This window comes from Ensifer sp. ENS10 (assembly GCF_014852025.1).
Classification (GTDB): Bacteria; Pseudomonadota; Alphaproteobacteria; order Rhizobiales; family Rhizobiaceae; genus Ensifer.
The window spans coordinates 201,825-216,401 of record NZ_JACVAS010000006.1; the positions used below are offsets into that span (position 1 = coordinate 201,825).

Consider the following 14,577-nt stretch of genomic DNA (forward strand, 5'->3'; position numbering starts at 1 on the left):
GAAAACAAGGCGCAAAGCCAAAAACCACCCGAGGGCGCAACGCGCTGTCGGATGTTGACCTCCGGGTTCTCTTTACACCTTTACGGGACCCGGTCGGCGGCTTCGAAGACTTGAGCTTGCGAAGGAATTGCGGCGGATAAACAGGAAAGCGCGGCAAAAGTCAAGGACGGCAGGGCAATGACGGCTTTTTTGGCTCAGAGCGCCTCGCCCTCGACGGCTGCATCCAGTTCGCCCGCCAGCTGCTCAAAGGCCGTCGCCACCCGCGTCATCACCCGGAGCGTAGCCACCACTTCGGTCTGATTGATATCGCCGAGCAAGGCGTGCAGCATCTCGACTTCACGGCGATGGATTTCCTCGAACAGATCGCGTCCGGCGGCGGTCGGGACGCAAAGATAGGCGCGTCGGTGCTCTGGATTCGGCTGCCGTTCCAGCAATTGCTTGTCCATCAGCCCGGTGACGATGCGCAGCACGAACTGCCGTTTCATCGACAGGCGTCGCGCCGCTTCCGGCACAGTCAGCTGCACTTCGTAAAAAAGTTCGAGAACCGCGCGCTCCGCCACGGATATACCCGCGCCATCGAGCATATGCTCCGACGCTCGTTGCATATTGAGGTGGACGGAGCGGACCAGCCGAAGGGTCTTGTAGAGGCGTTCATGCGGGTCGAATCGAACGAGCATGAAAGCACGATAGCAATCCAGTTGCTGTTTTCAAGAATTTATTAAAGCCCGATCTTCCATCGGATGCGCCGGCGCACCATCTCATGCAATCACAAGACATGCCGAAAGGCTCGGGATGAAGAAATCGCAGAATCCATACTATCGAGGCCCCGTCTCCGACCATTTCGACGGGACGCGCTTCTTCAATCCCGGCGGCAGGCCGCCCAAGGGCATGGCTGATTTGCTGCGCTGGCAGCTCGGCGGCGGCAAGATCCGCTGGCCGGCGCACAATCCAAGCCCATTTGCACAGACCAAGCCTGAACTGGCCGTCGAAGGCGAACGCCTGCGCGTGACGATGATCGGCCACGCGACGCTGCTCATCCAGGTGCACGGCGTGAACATTCTCACCGACCCCGTCTGGGCGCGTCGCGCCAGCCCCTTCGCCTTTGCCGGACCGCAGCGCTACAACGCCCCCGGCATCGAGCTCGACGATCTGCCGCCGATCGACATCGTGCTCGTCACCCACAACCACTACGACCATCTCGATATCGAAACGCTGGCCGCACTGCACGAGGAGCACGCCCCCCGGATCATCACCCCGCTCGGCAACGACACGATCATCCGCCACGCCGTTCCCGATGCCGAGATAACGGTGGTCGACTGGAACGACCAGGTCGATTGCGGTGATGACATCGTGATCCACGCGGAGCCCTGCCATCACTGGTCGGCCCGCGGCTCGCGCGACCGCCGCATGGCGCTCTGGGCCGCCTTCGTTCTGGAGACTCCGGCAGGCAAGATCTACCATGTCGGCGACACGGGCTTTCACGACGGCATAAACTATCGGGCCGCCCGCGAAAAACACGGGCCGTTCCGCCTCGCCAACCTGCCGTTCGGTTCCTACGAACCGCGCTGGTTTATGCAGGACCAGCACCAGAATCCGGAAGAGGCAGTGCGCGGGATGATCGATTGCGCCGCCACCCATGTCGCCGGCCACCACTGGGGCACGTTCCGCCTGACCGACGAGGGCGTCGACGAGCCGCGGCTGGCGCTGGAACGGGCGCTTGATGCGGCCGGTATCGCCCGCGCCCGCTTCCGGCCGCTGCGCCCCGGCGAGGTCTTCGACGTGCCTGCCGCTGCATCCGCCGCGGAATGAAGGCGGCACTGGTAATTTCCGGGCTTTTCCGCCATATACAGCCCGAATGAAGGGTGCCCTGCTTGACGCGGGCCAGTTTGGACCATCGCTACATGACCGACAACGTGCAATTCGCCAGAATGAACGGGCTTGGAAACAAGATCCTTGTCGTCGACATGCGCGGTCGGAAAGATCGGGTGACGCCGGCGGCCGCGATCGCGCTCAATGCCGACCCGGCAACTGCCTTCGACCAGATCATGGCGATCCACGACCCGAAGGCCGCCGGCACCGATGCCTGGATCGACATCGTCAATTCCGATGGCTCCATGGCCCAGGCCTGTGGCAACGGCACCCGCTGCGTCGTCCAGGCGCTCGCCGCCGAAACCGGCAAGAAGGCCTTCCTATTCCATACGGTCGCCGGCCTGCTCGAAGCCAAGGAACACGACGACGGCACCATATCCGTCGACATGGGAACCCCGCGCTTTGCCTGGAACGAAATCCCGCTCTCCGAAGAGTTTCACGACACGCGCCGCATCGAGTTGCAGATCGGCCCGATCGACAATCCCGTGCTGCATTCGCCCTCGGTCGCCTCCATGGGCAATCCGCACGCGATCTTCTGGGTCGACAACGACGTCTGGTCCTACGATCTCGAGCGCTTCGGCCCGTTGCTCGAAAACCATCCGATCTTCCCCGAGCGCGCCAACATCTCGATTGCCCGCGTGCTTTCGCGCGGCGAACTGGATCTTCGGACCTGGGAGCGCGGCGCCGGGCTGACGCTCGCCTGCGGCTCGGCCGCCTGCGCCGCCGCCGTCAGTGCCGCCCGCACCGAGCGCACCGACCGCAATGTCATCGTCAACGTGCCCGGCGGGCCGCTGACGATCGAATGGCGCGAGCGCGATGATCACGTGATCATGACCGGCCCGGCCGAATGGGAATGGTCCGGCACACTGAACCCGACCACCGGCACCTGGCAGCGCGACGAGGCGGAGAGCGCGGGCAGCGGAGCGCGGGCGCTTTGAGCGGCGTCGAGGTCATAACCTTCGGCTGCCGTCTCAATACCTACGAATCCGAAGTGATGCGGGCCGAAGCCGAGAAAGCAGGGCTGAACAACGCCATCCTCGTCAACACCTGCGCCGTCACCGGCGAGGCGGTGCGCCAGGCGCGCCAGGCAATCCGTCGTGCCCGTCGCGACAATCCGCATGCGCGTATCATCGTCACCGGCTGCGCCGCGCAGACCGAAAAAGAGACCTTTGCCGAAATGGCCGAGGTCGACGCCGTGCTCGGCAACGAGGAAAAGCTGAAGAGCGCCTCCTATCGCTCGCTGCCCGATTTCGGCGTTTCGGCGGAAGAGAAGCTGCGCGTCAACGACATCATGAGCGTGCGTGCGACGGCGCCGCAGATGGTCAAGCACATCGACGGCCACGTGCGCGCCTTCATCCAGGTGCAGAACGGCTGCGATCATCGCTGCACCTTCTGCATCATTCCCTATGGCCGCGGCAATTCCCGCTCCGTGCCGATGGGTGCTGTCGTCGACCAGGCCCGCAAGCTCGTTGAAACAGGCTATTGCGAGATCGTGCTCACCGGCGTCGACGCCACCAGCTACGGCGCCGACCTACCGGGTGCCCCGACGCTCGGCCTGCTTGCCAAGACGCTTTTGAAGCAGGTGCCGGAGATCCGCCGCCTGCGCCTTTCCTCGATCGACGGCATCGAGGCCGACAAACACCTCTTCGACCTGATCGCCGATGAAGCGCGCTTCATGCCGCATCTGCACCTGTCGCTGCAGCACGGCGACGACCTGATCCTGAAGCGCATGAAACGCCGCCACTTGAGCGCCGACGCCCGCGCCTTCGCCGATGAAGTCCGGCGGCTGCGGCCCGAGATCAGTCTTGGCGCCGACATGATCGCCGGTTTCCCGACGGAGACCGAGGAGATGTTCGAGAATGCCGCGAAGCTCGCCGAGGATTGCGGCATCGCCCTTCTGCACGTCTTTCCCTATAGCCCGCGTCCCGGCACGCCGGCGGCGCGCATGCCGCAGCTCGACCGGGCGCTCGTCAAGGATCGCGCCGCGCGTCTGCGCGCGGTTGGCACGACGCTCTACGCCCGCCACCTCGAAGGCATGGTCGGCAGCGAGCAGACGATCCTGGTCGAGAACAACGGGCTCGCCCACACACAAAACTTCACGCTCGTCGATGCCGCCGGCCTGAAAGCCCGCGCGCTTGTCCCGGTCTTAATCACCGGCCACAATGGCAAGCATCTGACGATGCAGGTAAAACAGATGGCTGCGGCCTGATTTATGCGGAATTCCTGAATGGCAATGGGTTTCATCAAGAGGATCTTCACCTTCGGCAAGGGCGCGGTGGAGGAGACGAAGCCGCCGGAAGGTGTGCCCGAGGAGACGATTGTCTCTTCGCCCGAGGCGGAGCCAAGTGCCGAGGCGGTGGAACCGTCTGCGCCTGTCGCCGCGGCTGAAATTGCCGAAGAGACCCCGGACGCCGCCTTCGAGCCGCCTGTCGATATCGAGACGCTGCCGCTCTCCGAGGACGATCCGGTGCTCGAAGCCGAGATCGAGACTGCGGGCGGTCCGGCTTCCGACGATGCCGAAGAGCTGACGCGTGACGAGGCCGGAGCCACACCGTTTGAGGACAGCGTTGCGATACCCCCTTCTGTCCCTTCGGGACATCTGCCCCAAAAGGAGGGAGATCAGACGGAGACCAAGGCAGCCATCGACGATGCGTCTCTAACCACCGAGACCGCGGAAGCTGTTGCCGACGAGAAGCCAGCGGATTCCATTGAGATCATCGTAACCTCCCACGTGGCCGAGACCATCGAGGGCACCGCAGAAGCCTTGCCAACTGCGGACGATGCCGAAGCGGAACTACGCGACATCACGACAGCCGAAACGCCCGTAGCTGACGCCGTGGGCGAGCCCAGCGCAATCTCCCCCCCTGTGGGGGAGATGCCCGGCAAGGCAGAGAGGGGTGAAGCCGCAGCCCTCCCCAAAAGCTTCGAAACCACAGAGAGCGACGCGGCAGAAGCAGTGGCCGAAGTCGCGCCGACCGAGGCCGGCGAAGCAGAGGTAGCCGCCGCAGCCCCTGCCCTTCCCAAGGGCTTCGCGACCACCGACAACAAGCCCAAGGACGAGCCCTTCGCCGCGCCGAAGGAAAAGCTCACCTGGTACCAGCGCCTGCGCCGCGGCCTTGCCCGGACCTCGTCGCAGCTCACCGGCCAGATCGCCAGCCTCTTCACCAAGCGCAAGCTCGATGAAGCAACGCTGCAGGACCTTGAAGACCTGCTGATCCAGGCCGACCTCGGCGTCGAGACGGCAATGCGCATCACCGATACGCTCGCCTCCGAGCGCTATGGCAAGGATGTCTCGGGCGAGGACGTCTCGCGCATCATGGCCGGCGAGATCACCAAGGTGCTCGCTCCCGTCGCCAAGCCGCTGGAGCTCGACCTCAGCCACAAGCCGCATGTCATTCTGGTGGTCGGCGTCAACGGCACCGGCAAGACCACGACGATCGGCAAGCTCGCCGCCAAGCTTTCGGGCGCGGGCCTCAAGGTCATGCTTGCCGCCGGCGACACCTTCCGCGCCGCGGCGATCGAGCAGCTGAAGATCTGGGCGGAGCGCACCAAGTCCGACATCGTTTCCTCCAAGCTTGGCGCCGATGCCGCCGGTCTCGCCTATGAAGCGTTCCAGCAGGCGCGCGAGAAGAAGTCCGACGTGCTGATCATCGACACCGCCGGCCGCCTGCAGAACAAGGCGGAGCTGATGGCCGAACTTGAGAAGATCGTGCGCGTGCTCGGCAAGCTCGATCCGGATGCGCCGCACACGGTGCTGCAGACGCTTGATGCCACGACGGGACAGAACGCGTTGCAGCAGGTCGAGATCTTCCGCAATATCGCCGGCGTCAGCGGTCTGATCATGACCAAGCTCGACGGCACGGCGCGCGGCGGCATCCTCGTTGCCATCTCCGCCAAGCACAAGCTGCCAGTCTATTTTATCGGCGTCGGTGAAGGCATCGACGATCTGGAGCCTTTCGAGGCCAAGGATTTCGCCGAAGCGATCGCCGGCGTTGCCGCCTGACGAGGCCGTTCTGCGCCCGCGCATTTGCGCGGGGCCGTTGCCTTGATATGGTTTTGCCGCAAAGCTGGTGTTATGAGCAGCAGGCACATGCAGAAACAGGACCCGGAAATGTCGTCGATCGAGGCTACCAAGCCGCAGAAGGAAGTCAGCCCCTTGCTCAAGATGGTGCTGGAGCTTGGACCGCTGATGGTCTTCTTCTTCGCCAATTCGCGCGGCGAATGGCTGGCCGGGCATTTCCCGGCGCTCGCCGAGCTCGGCGGTCCGATCTTCATCGCCACCGGCCTGTTCATGGCCGCGACCGCGATCGCGCTCGCCGTCTCCTGGATGCTGACCCGCACCCTGCCGATGATGCCGCTGATCTCAGGCATCGTCGTCTTCGTCTTCGGTGCGCTGACGCTGTGGCTGCAGAACGACACCTTCATCAAGATGAAGCCGACGATCGTCAACACGCTGTTCGGCGCGATCCTGCTCGGCGGTCTTCTCTTCGGTAAGTCGCTGCTCGGCTACGTCTTTCACTCCGCCTTCAAGCTCGACGAGGACGGCTGGCGCAAGCTCACGCTGCGCTGGGGCCTGTTCTTCCTGTTCCTGGCCGTGCTCAACGAAGTGGTCTGGCGTTCGTTCTCGACCGATTTCTGGGTCGCCTTCAAGGTCTGGGGCACGATGCCGATCACCATCCTCTTCACGCTCGCCCAGATGCCCTTGATCATGAAACATTCGCTTGACCAGGAGAACGCCGAGTGAGCACCGCGCTTGAGGAGAATGACAGCCGCAACCGGCACGCACTCCTCTGGCTCGCCGCCTGTTTCGCGGTTCTGCTGATACAGATCGTCACCCAGCATCTGATGGGTCGCATCTGGATCTGCGACTGCGGCTACGTCAAACTCTTCGAACCCGTCGTCAAATCCAGCGGCAACTCGCAGCACATCGCCGACTGGTACACACCCTCCCACATCATCCACGGCTTCCTGTTCTACGGCCTCGGCCACCTGCTTTTGCGCCGCAAGCCGCTGACGGCAAAGCTCTTCCTGGCGATGGCGATCGAATCCGCCTGGGAAATCGCCGAAAACACCCCCATGGTGATCAACCGCTACCGATCGGCGACGATCTCGCTCGACTATTTCGGCGACAGCATCCTGAATTCGACCATGGACACCCTGGCGATGGTCGCGGGCTTTATGTTCGCGGCCCGCATGCCCGTCTGGCTGACGGTCACGATCGCCATCGTCTTCGAGCTTTTCACTGGTTGGCTGATCCGCGACAACCTCACTTTGAACGTGCTGATGCTGGTCTGGCCGCTCGATGCCGTCAGGGATTGGCAGGCGGGGATTTAGTCGGGCTCGGCGTATAGGCCAACCTTTCACATCCAGATATCTATCGGAAGCGAACCGTTCCCTCAGCCTCCCTCATCCCTGTGCTTGTCACAGGGATCCAGCAGCGCCGCGTCCGCGGCGCTGGGGAGCTCTGTTCCGACTGGAAAGTTCCGGCCGGAAGCGAACTTTTCAGAAATGTGCCGCTAGGCGAGCTGTGGCTGCTTCTGGTCGGGATGTCATTCACGGTGCAGACGCACCGTGGCTGGATCCCTGTGACAAGCACAGGGATGAGGTGGGTGAAGTAGCCCCCGGCGAAAAACTGCCCCGGTTCTCGGTCAGGTTTTACAGCCCCAACTGCTCTCGAAATGGCCCGAACCACTCACGAGCCGGCGGTAGCCTTCTCGATGGCCGGCAGCAGTCCATTCTTGACGCTGTTCTCGTCGAACGGGCCGACACGCTTGTAGAGGATCGTGCCATCGGCGCCGACCAGATAGGATTCCGGAATACCGTAGACACCCCAATCGATCGCCGCCTTGCCGCGGGGATCGACGCCGACGGCGGAAAATGGATTGCCGAGCTCGCCGAGGAAACGCAGCGCGTTTTCGTTCTGGTCCTTGTAATTGATGCCGACGACGGTGAGCCGCGGGTCCTTCGACAGTTCCAGAATGAAGGGATGCTCCTGACGGCAGGGCACGCACCAGGAGGCCCAGACGTTGACGAGCGTCAGCTTGCCTTTGATCGCCACGTCGGTCAGCGCCGGCATCGGCTGGCCATCGCGGGTCGCCCCTTCGAGTGCAGGAAGGTCGAGTTTCGGCGCCTTCGTGCCGATCAGTGCGGACGGGATCTCGCTCACGTCCTTGCCGGAATTGAGTTGGCTCCAGAAGATCGCCGCAAGCCCGGCGAAAATGATGAGCGGCAGTGCCGCGAGCACGAAACGCATCGGCCCCGGTTTGCGCTCGTCGCTGCCGGGCGCAGGAGTGCTGGTCATCGTGTCTCTCCCGACGCCGGTTCGGCCGAGCGCCTGCGGATGCCGGATGCTTCGAGCTCGGCAAGTTCGCGCCGGCGCGCGCGCCCATCCAGAACCACCCAGCCGATCAGGCCGAGGACGGTCAGCGTCGCTATTCCATAACTCGTGAAGACGTAAGCGGCGTGGCTCATCATTTCGTGCGCGCTCCCCGGCCAGCGCTGCGCGCCGCCAGACGGCGCAGCGCAGTGACCCGCCGGCGCAGGATTTCGTTGCGCATGGCGGCGATGTGCAGCGTGAAGAACAGAAGCGTGAAGGCAACCGCCATCACGATCAGCGGCCACAGGAACTCGGGATCGATCGTCGGCCCGTCGAGCCGCATGACGCTCGCCGGTTGATGCAGCGTGTTCCACCATTCGACCGAGAACTTGATGATCGGGATATTGACGAAACCGACCAGCACCAGCACTGCGGAAACCTTGGAAGACCGTGCGGGGTCGTCGATCGCGCGGTTGAGCGCCATCAGTCCCAGATACATGAGGAACAGCACAAAGACCGACGTCAGCCGCGCGTCCCAGACCCACCAGGTGCCCCACATCGGCTTGCCCCAAAGCGAGCCGGTGACGAGCGCCAGGAAAGTGAAACAGGCGCCGATCGGCGCGGCCGCGCGCGAAGAAACATCTGCCAGCGGATGGCGCCAAACGAGCGTGCCAAGCGCTGCCAGCGCCATCACCGAATAACACATCATCGACAGCCAGGCAGCGGGCACGTGCACATACATGATGCGCACCGTCTCGCCCTGCTGGTAGTCGCCTTCTGTGGCGAAGGACAGCCAGAGGCCGACGACGAAGAACACCGCGGTCAGGCCGGCTAGCCACGGCAGCAGACGGTCGGCCAGCGCCAGGAACCGTGTCGGGTTGGCGAGATCGCTGAATTTGCGGATGGCCAGGCTGTTTTCGCTCATGATCGCTCTTTAGCGCTTAAGTCCCCCTGCTGCAATTGATCCGCGTCAATCGACCGATCACGATCAGTTGGGGCCTTCAATCATAAACGTGATCGATCTGAAGGACTTAGCGACGGCTGCGACGGAAAACCGCAAACTGTTTCAGCCGTTCCGCTCCTATTGCGTCAATCGGACGCGTGCCGAAGTGCTGCGGCGGCGGCAACCGGCCCGATGACGGCAAAGAACAGGGTGATCGCCGCGAGGATCATCAGGGGCGGCAGGAACGGCGCCGGGTCCTCGATCGCCGCATAGACGGCGCTGACGCCGAAGATCAGCACCGGGATCGCAAGCGGCAGCACCAAGATCGACACCAGCAGCCCGCCGCGTGGCAGCGACACGGCGACGGCAGCGCCGACCGCACCGATGAAGGTGATCGCCGGCGTGCCGATCAGAAGCGTCAGCATGGTGGCGCCGATCGCGATCTCGCTCATGTTCATGAAGAGACCGAGCAAGGGCGAGGCGATCACCAGCGGCAGGCCGGTCGCTGCCCAATGGGCCGCGCATTTGACGAAGACGGTGAAAAGCAGCGGCGTCTCCTGCATCAGCATCAGGTCGAGCGAACCGTCGTCCCGCTCCGCCTGGAACAGGCGGTCGAGACCGAGTAGCGAGGCGAGCAGCGCGCCGATCCAGAGGATCGCCGGGCCGATGCGCGAAAGCAGGTTCAGATCCGGGCCGACGCCGAAGGGAATGACCGCGACCACGGTCATGAAGAAGAGCACGCCGATCATCGCGCCGCCGCCGGCGCGTATCGACAGCTTCAGATCGCGGAAGAAGAGCGCGATCATGCCGGCACTCTCCCGGCAGCGAGCACGGACGCGCTTTTACGCATCATGCCAGAGCCCTCCCGCGAAATGCTCGAAGCCCTTCATGTGCAATTCCCTCGTTTGATCGAGCCCCAGCGGTTGATGCGTCGCTGCGATCACGATGCCGCCCTTCCCGAGATGCGCCTTTACCAGGTCGGCAAACAGCCGATCGGCGCCGGCGTCGAGTGCCGCGGTCGGCTCGTCGAGAATCCAGATCGGGCGATGGGCGACGAGCAGCTTCGCCATCGCCATGCGGCGTTGCTGACCGGCCGAGAGATATCCGAAGGGCAGATGCGCGATATCAGGCAGGCCGACCGCTTCGACCGCCTCGGTAAGAGCGATTCCGACGCCGCCGGGCGAATCGCCCATGAAACGCTGCCAGAAGGAAAGATTTTCTGCGACGGTCAATTCGCGCTTCATCGCGTTGCGATGCCCGAGATAGTGGCTGAGCTCCGATGGGTGAGCTATTTCTGGGGGGGCGTTCTCAAGTTTCAAATGTCCGCTTTCGGGGCTCAGCAACCCGGCCAGAACCCGCAGCAAAGTCGACTTTCCCGAGCCGTTCGGACCCGTCACCACAAGGGCCTCACCGGTATCGAGCGCAAAGGAAATATCGTTAAAAATCAGATCCTCGCCGCGCTTCGCACTCAAACCTTCAGCCAGCAGGCGCATGAATATTAGACTTCCCTTCGCGTGTCTTCCGCAGAGCAAAAAAAGTTCCAATTGGACCTTCGTTGCTCTGGCACGTTTTGGAGAAATTATCTATAAGGCGGCCAACACGCCAGCGGTCGGCGTGAATTTCATCCTAGCGCCGAACATGGAATGAATTTCCACGTACGGACAGCGGAAATGGCCGCACCCGCATCCCAATTCGCGCTTCATTGCGCTCGGGCGTTCGTACGTCAGTTTTTGGCGATCAGACGGAACGGGGTATTATCCAGTGTCCAAATCCCTAGACAGCTTCAATTGTCGCTCCACGCTCACCGTCAACGGTGTGGACTACGTCTATTACAGCCTGCCGAAGGCGGAGGCGAACGGTCTCGCCGGCGTTTCCAAGCTGCCCTACTCGATGAAGGTTCTGCTCGAGAACCTGCTGCGCAATGAAGACGGCCGCTCCGTCACCAAGAAGGACATCGAGAACGTTGCCGCCTGGCTCGACGACAAGGGCACCGCTGAAAACGAAATCGCCTACCGCCCGGCCCGCGTGCTGATGCAGGACTTCACCGGCGTTCCCGCCGTAGTCGACCTCGCTGCAATGCGCGACGCCATGGTCTCGCTCGGCGGCGACCCGGAAAAGATCAACCCGCTCGTTCCCGTCGACCTCGTCATCGACCACTCCGTCATCGTCGACGAATTCGGCACGCCGAACGCCTTTGCCCGCAACGTCGAGCTGGAATACCAGCGCAACGGCGAGCGCTACCGCTTCCTGAAGTGGGGCCAGCAGGCGTTCAAGAACTTCCGCGTCGTGCCGCCCGGCACCGGCATCTGTCACCAGGTCAATCTGGAATATCTGGGCCAGACCGTCTGGACCCGTGAAGAAGACGGCGAAATCACCGCCTACCCGGATACCTGCGTCGGCACCGACAGCCACACCACCATGATCAACGGCCTTGGCGTTCTCGGCTGGGGCGTTGGCGGTATCGAAGCTGAAGCCGCGATGCTCGGCCAGCCGGTCTCCATGCTTCTGCCTGAGGTCATCGGCTTCAAGCTGACGGGCAAGCTGAAAGAGGGCGTCACCGCGACCGACCTCGTGCTCATGGTCGTTCAGATGCTGCGCAAGAAGGGCGTGGTTTCGAAGTTCGTCGAATTCTTCGGCCCGGGCCTCGACAACATGACGCTCGCCGACCGCGCCACCATCGGCAACATGGGTCCGGAATACGGCGCGACCTGCGGCTTCTTCCCGGTCGACAGCGAAACCATCAACTACCTCACCATGTCCGGCCGCGAAGAGCAGCGCATTTCGCTCGTCGAAGCCTATTCCAAGGCCCAGGGCATGTGGCGCGACGGTGACGGCTCGGAGCTTGTCTTTACCGACACGCTGGAACTCGACCTCGGCGACGTCGTACCTGCCATGGCCGGCCCGAAGCGTCCGGAAGGCCGCATCCCGCTCGAAAGCATCGCGTCGGGCTTCGCAACCGCACTCGAAGGCGACTACAAGAAGCCGGGCCAGCTTTCGAACCGCTACGCCGTAGAAGGCACCGATTTCGATCTCGGCCATGGCGACGTTGCCATCGCTGCGATCACGTCGTGCACCAACACCTCCAACCCGTCGGTTCTGATCGCCGCCGGCCTGCTCGCCCGCAACGCCGTTGCCAAGGGCCTGAAGTCCAAGCCCTGGGTCAAGACCTCGCTCGCACCGGGATCGCAGGTCGTCGGTGAGTACCTGGCCAAGTCCGGCCTGCAGAAGGACCTCGACGCGCTCGGCTTCAACCTCGTCGGCTTCGGCTGCACCACCTGCATCGGCAACTCCGGTCCGCTGCCGGCGCCGATCTCGAAGACGATCAACGACAAGGGCCTGATCGCCGCCGGCGTTCTCTCCGGCAACCGCAACTTCGAAGGCCGTATCTCGCCGGACGTCCAGGCAAACTACCTCGCCTCGCCGCCGCTCGTCGTCGCCTATGCACTCGCCGGTACGGTCCAGAAGGACCTGACCAACGAACCGCTCGGCGAAGACAAGGACGGCAACCCGGTCTTCCTCAAGGACATCTGGCCGACCTCCAAGGAAATCCAGGAGTTCATCTTCAAGTACGTCACCCGCGAACTCTACGCGACCAAGTACGCGGACGTCTTCAAGGGCGACGAAAACTGGCAGGCCGTTCAGGTTCCTCCGGGCCAGACCTACGCCTGGGACGATGGCTCGACCTACGTGCAGAACCCACCCTACTTCGTCGGCATGGGCAAGTCCGGCTCGGGCATCTCCGACATCAAGGGCGCGCGCGTCCTCGGCCTATTCGGAGACAAGATCACCACCGACCACATCTCGCCGGCCGGTTCGATCAAGGCTGCCTCGCCGGCTGGTGCCTACCTCATCGGTCATGGCGTCGGCGTTGCCGACTTCAACCAGTACGGTACGCGTCGCGGCAACCATGAGGTGATGATGCGCGGCACGTTTGCCAACATCCGCATCCGCAACCACATGCTCGGCCCGAACGGCAAGGAAGGTGGCTACACCATCCACTATCCGTCGAAGGAAGAGATGTCGATCTACGACGCCGCCATGCAATACAAGGAAGAGGGCGTTCCGCTCGTCATCTTCGCCGGCGTCGAATACGGCAACGGTTCGTCGCGCGACTGGGCTGCGAAGGGCACCAATCTGCTCGGCGTCAAGGCCGTCATCGCGCAGTCGTTCGAGCGTATCCACCGCTCGAACCTGGTCGGCATGGGCGTCATCCCCTTCGTCTTCGAAGAAGGCACGACCTGGGAATCGCTGGGCCTCAAGGGCGATGAAATCGTCACCATCGACAACCTCGCCAATGTCCAGCCTCGCGAAAAGCGCGTTGCCAAGGTCACCTATGGCGACGGCAGCGCGAAGGAAATTCCGCTGATCTGCCGGATCGATACGCTGGACGAAGTGACCTACGTCAACAACGGCGGCATCCTGCAGACGGTTCTGCGCGACCTCGCCGCCTGATCGCCAGACCATCGCGAAGCATTGGAGCCGGGACGCCGAGAGGCGACCCGGCTCTTTCTTTGGTTGTCAAATCCCAAAACGTCCCAACACAAGCCTGTGCTCACCCGCCACCTCACTCCAACGTGACTTCCCGTTGATGCGTGGCCGGCGTATGTAATGAACTCCCCCATAAGGAGTAGGCCGACGGCCCCCAACGAAGTGACGCCATGACATCCGCAGACCGTTCTTTCATTCGCCCTTTTGCACTGGCTTTCGGGCTGTTCGCAGCCGCTGGTGCACCGGCCGGGGCACAGGACGGACAGGTGATCAAAGGCGTCGTGGAACTGTTCACCAGCCAGGGCTGTTCCTCCTGCCCGCCGGCCGATGCGGCGCTGAAGGCGCTTGTCGATGGCGGTGATGTCGTGGCGCTCGCCTACCATGTCGACTACTGGAACTATCTCGGTTGGGCCGACACACTGGCCTCCAAGGAAAATACCGAACGGCAATATGCCTATGCCCGGATGCTCGGTCGCAATGGCGTCTATACGCCCCAGGCGATCCTGAACGGGCGCGACCATGTCAACGGCGGCAATCTTCAGGCGATCAAGACGCGGCTGGAGACGATGAAGGCCGAAGGCAAGGGGCTTGCCGTTCCCGTCGAGGCGAAGATTGAGGGCGAAGAAATCCAGATCAACGTCGGTAGCGGCATCGGCAAGGCGAACGTCGTCGTCGTCTATTTCGACCGCGCGAAAGTGGTGAAGATGGAGAAGGGGGAGAACAGCGGCAAGGAAATCCCCTACTGGCATGCCGTGCGCGACATTCAGACGATCGGCATGTGGGACGGAAAGCCGGCAACCTTCACCCTTCCCGCAACGGTTCTGACCGAGCGGCCCGGCAACAGCGGCTGTGCCGTTCTCTTGCAATCGATGAAGGACAAGGAAACGCCGGGCGCGATCATCGGCGCCACGGCCGTGCTCGCCGGCCCGCAAGGCAAATTGTAAGCGGGCGCGGCGCAAGG

The 14,577-nt window shown here is 63.1% G+C and carries 14 protein-coding genes; 8 read left to right on the forward strand and 6 right to left on the reverse strand.

Annotated features, from left to right (window positions below; all coding sequences use genetic code 11):
* Window positions 1–194 precede the first annotated feature (194 nt).
* On the reverse strand, window positions 195–584 hold the full coding sequence (locus tag IB265_RS21485) for a MarR family winged helix-turn-helix transcriptional regulator (protein ID WP_246806019.1): 390 nt from the start codon (window positions 582–584) through the stop codon (window positions 195–197).
* Window positions 585–792: 208 nt separating this feature from the next.
* Here IB265_RS21485 and IB265_RS21490 point away from each other — a divergent pair, with 208 nt between their 5' ends.
* From IB265_RS21490 to IB265_RS21515, 6 genes are all read left to right on the forward strand, one after another.
* Window positions 793–1,809, forward strand: a complete 1,017-nt coding sequence (locus tag IB265_RS21490; protein WP_057254919.1) for an MBL fold metallo-hydrolase — start codon at window positions 793–795, stop codon at window positions 1,807–1,809.
* A 92-nt stretch (window positions 1,810–1,901) separates the two neighbouring features.
* Entirely contained in the window at window positions 1,902–2,807 is a 906-nt protein-coding gene (gene dapF / locus IB265_RS21495; protein ID WP_057255092.1) for a diaminopimelate epimerase, read from the forward strand.
* Window positions 2,804–4,078, forward strand: a complete 1,275-nt coding sequence (gene mtaB / locus IB265_RS21500) for a tRNA (N(6)-L-threonylcarbamoyladenosine(37)-C(2))-methylthiotransferase MtaB (RefSeq protein ID WP_057254918.1) — start codon at window positions 2,804–2,806, stop codon at window positions 4,076–4,078. Before dapF ends, mtaB begins: the two co-directional genes overlap by 4 nt.
* Window positions 4,079–4,096: 18 nt before the next feature.
* Window positions 4,097–5,872 (forward strand): signal recognition particle-docking protein FtsY, encoded by a 1,776-nt coding sequence (gene ftsY, locus IB265_RS21505; RefSeq protein WP_057254917.1) that lies wholly within the window; start codon window positions 4,097–4,099, stop codon window positions 5,870–5,872.
* Between the two features lie 108 nt (window positions 5,873–5,980).
* On the forward strand, window positions 5,981–6,613 hold the full coding sequence (locus tag IB265_RS21510) for a septation protein A (protein ID WP_093233170.1): 633 nt from the start codon (window positions 5,981–5,983) through the stop codon (window positions 6,611–6,613).
* Window positions 6,610–7,203, forward strand: a complete 594-nt coding sequence (locus IB265_RS21515; RefSeq protein ID WP_057254915.1) for a DUF2585 domain-containing protein — start codon at window positions 6,610–6,612, stop codon at window positions 7,201–7,203. The genes IB265_RS21510 and IB265_RS21515 overlap by 4 nt, the downstream gene beginning before the upstream one ends.
* 358 nt (window positions 7,204–7,561) lie before the next feature.
* Here the strand turns inward: IB265_RS21515 and IB265_RS21520 are convergent, their stop codons facing one another.
* From IB265_RS21520 to ccmA, 5 genes are all read right to left on the reverse strand, one after another.
* Window positions 7,562–8,170, reverse strand: coding sequence for a DsbE family thiol:disulfide interchange protein (locus IB265_RS21520; protein WP_057254914.1), 609 nt, complete (start codon window positions 8,168–8,170; stop codon window positions 7,562–7,564).
* Complete coding sequence (gene ccmD / locus IB265_RS21525) at window positions 8,167–8,343, reverse strand: heme exporter protein CcmD (RefSeq protein WP_082616171.1); 177 nt, start codon at window positions 8,341–8,343, stop codon at window positions 8,167–8,169. The genes IB265_RS21520 and ccmD overlap by 4 nt, the downstream gene beginning before the upstream one ends.
* A complete protein-coding gene (locus IB265_RS21530) occupies window positions 8,340–9,110 on the reverse strand; it encodes a heme ABC transporter permease (RefSeq protein WP_057254913.1) in 771 nt (256 codons plus the stop codon). The genes ccmD and IB265_RS21530 overlap by 4 nt, the downstream gene beginning before the upstream one ends.
* Window positions 9,111–9,274: 164 nt before the next feature.
* Complete coding sequence (ccmB, locus tag IB265_RS21535) at window positions 9,275–9,934, reverse strand: heme exporter protein CcmB (RefSeq protein WP_034802831.1); 660 nt, start codon at window positions 9,932–9,934, stop codon at window positions 9,275–9,277.
* A 36-nt stretch (window positions 9,935–9,970) separates the two neighbouring features.
* Window positions 9,971–10,621: a heme ABC exporter ATP-binding protein CcmA gene (gene ccmA / locus IB265_RS21540; protein ID WP_057254912.1), complete on the reverse strand. Its 651-nt coding sequence runs from the start codon at window positions 10,619–10,621 to the stop codon at window positions 9,971–9,973.
* 268 nt (window positions 10,622–10,889) lie between these two features.
* On the opposite strand from ccmA, the gene acnA reads away from it, so the two are divergent.
* Both acnA and IB265_RS21550 read left to right on the forward strand, forming a co-directional pair.
* A complete protein-coding gene (gene acnA, locus IB265_RS21545) occupies window positions 10,890–13,580 on the forward strand; it encodes an aconitate hydratase AcnA (RefSeq protein ID WP_057254911.1) in 2,691 nt (896 codons plus the stop codon).
* Window positions 13,581–13,786: 206 nt separating this feature from the next.
* Complete coding sequence (locus IB265_RS21550; RefSeq protein ID WP_082616169.1) at window positions 13,787–14,560, forward strand: thioredoxin family protein; 774 nt, start codon at window positions 13,787–13,789, stop codon at window positions 14,558–14,560.
* The last annotated feature ends 17 nt before the right edge of the window (window positions 14,561–14,577 follow it).